This is a genomic window from Acidovorax sp. KPB24-07 (assembly GCF_057543315.1).
Genome location: NZ_BAAJYS010000667.1, coordinates 1 through 1,258 on the forward strand (window position 1 = coordinate 1; position 1,258 = coordinate 1,258).

A 1,258-nucleotide genomic window follows, 5' to 3' on the forward strand; every position below is an offset into this window, starting at 1 on the left:
GCGCGCGCGGCGGCGGTTCAGCGCCGGGTCGCCGGGCCCTGCCCGGCCTGGGCGCGCAGGGGCTCCAGCAGGGCCGACAGGCCGTTGTGGTCGATCTCGTGCATGAGGGCCAGCAGCCGGCCCAGATCGCCGCGCGGAAAGCCTTCGCGGGCGAACCAGTTCAGGTAGTTGCCCGGCAGGTCCGCAATGGCATGGCCCTTGTACTTGCCGTAGGGCATCTGGACGGTCAGCAGGCGCTGCAGTTGTTCCGGATCCATGGCGGCTCAGCCCCCAGCCCGCTTGACGGTGTGGCCCCGTTGCCGCAGCACGTCCATCACGCGCTCGACATGGTCGCCCTGCACCTCGATCACGCCGTCCTTCACGGTACCGCCGCTGCCGCACGCGGCCTTGAGCTGCTTGCCCAGCAGCGCCAGCGCAGCCTCGTCGAGCGCCACGCCCTTCACCACCGTGACCGCCTTGCCGCCCCGCCCCTTGGTCTCGCGAGAGACCCGCACGGTGCCATCGCCCACCGGCACCGCGCGGACCGCTTGGCAGGCGCACTGCGCAACGGGCTGGCGGCACCCGGGGCACATGCGGCCCGATTCGGTCGAATAGACGAGGCCGCCCAGGTCGCTTAGGCGCATGGCGGCACCCTCTGGGCTTTGAAGAAAACGGCGGCAGTGGCAATCAGGCGCATGGCGAGGGGCCCGGGGCGCGGGCGAAGGACGGCGGGCAAGGAATGAAGGCAGGAAATGAGGCAGGAAAGGCCTCAAAGACCGCGAATTATCCGCATCCCGCCCCAGGGCGGCACAATCGCGGGTTCCCTCCTTCGCGCCCCGGTGCGCGCCTGCCATGCCTTTTGCTTCCCTCGGCCTCTCGCCCGCCCTTGTCCACGCCGCCGATGCGATGGGCTTCACCACGCCCACGGCGGTCCAGGCCGAGGCCATTCCGGCCGTGCTGCGCGGCGCCGACGTGCGGGCCTGTGCGCAGACCGGTTCGGGCAAGACCGCCGCCTTCGCCTTGCCGCTGCTGCAGCAGTGCCTGCCGCACACGCTGGCCCAGGCCGGCCGGGGCGCGCGCCGCGTGCGGGCCCTGGTGCCTGGTGCCACGCCGCCGAGCTGCGGAGCAGGTCGGCGAAGGTCCTGAGCGCGATCTGGCCCGGCACCTGCTGCCGCAGCCGCCTGGCGGTTGCCGTGGTGTTCGGCGGCGTCTCCATCAACCCGCAGATGATGGGCCTGCGCAGCGGGGCCGACATCGTCGCGCCACGCCGGGCCGCCTG

General features: G+C 72.4%; 2 protein-coding genes and 1 pseudogene. 1 reads left to right on the plus strand and 2 read right to left on the minus strand.

Annotated features, from left to right (window positions below; all coding sequences use genetic code 11):
* Positions 1-17 precede the first annotated feature (17 nt).
* Positions 18-257, minus strand: a complete 240-nt coding sequence (locus AC27IQ_RS24840; RefSeq protein ID WP_284408989.1) for a DUF3820 family protein — start codon at positions 255-257, stop codon at positions 18-20.
* A 6-nt stretch (positions 258-263) separates the two neighbouring features.
* Complete coding sequence (locus tag AC27IQ_RS24845) at positions 264-623, minus strand: translation initiation factor Sui1 (RefSeq protein ID WP_284428835.1); 360 nt, start codon at positions 621-623, stop codon at positions 264-266.
* A gap of 208 nt (positions 624-831) precedes the next feature.
* Between AC27IQ_RS24845 and AC27IQ_RS24850 the strand changes: the two are divergent.
* A pseudogene (locus tag AC27IQ_RS24850) lies at positions 832-1,258 on the plus strand (DEAD/DEAH box helicase); the annotation flags it as partial.

Coding starts and splice junctions, on each gene's coding strand:
- AC27IQ_RS24840 (WP_284408989.1), bottom strand. CDS start 257: ATGGATCCGGAACAACTGCAGCGCCTGCTGACCGTCCAGATGCCCTAC.
- AC27IQ_RS24845 (WP_284428835.1), bottom strand. CDS start 623: ATGCGCCTAAGCGACCTGGGCGGCCTCGTCTATTCGACCGAATCGGGC.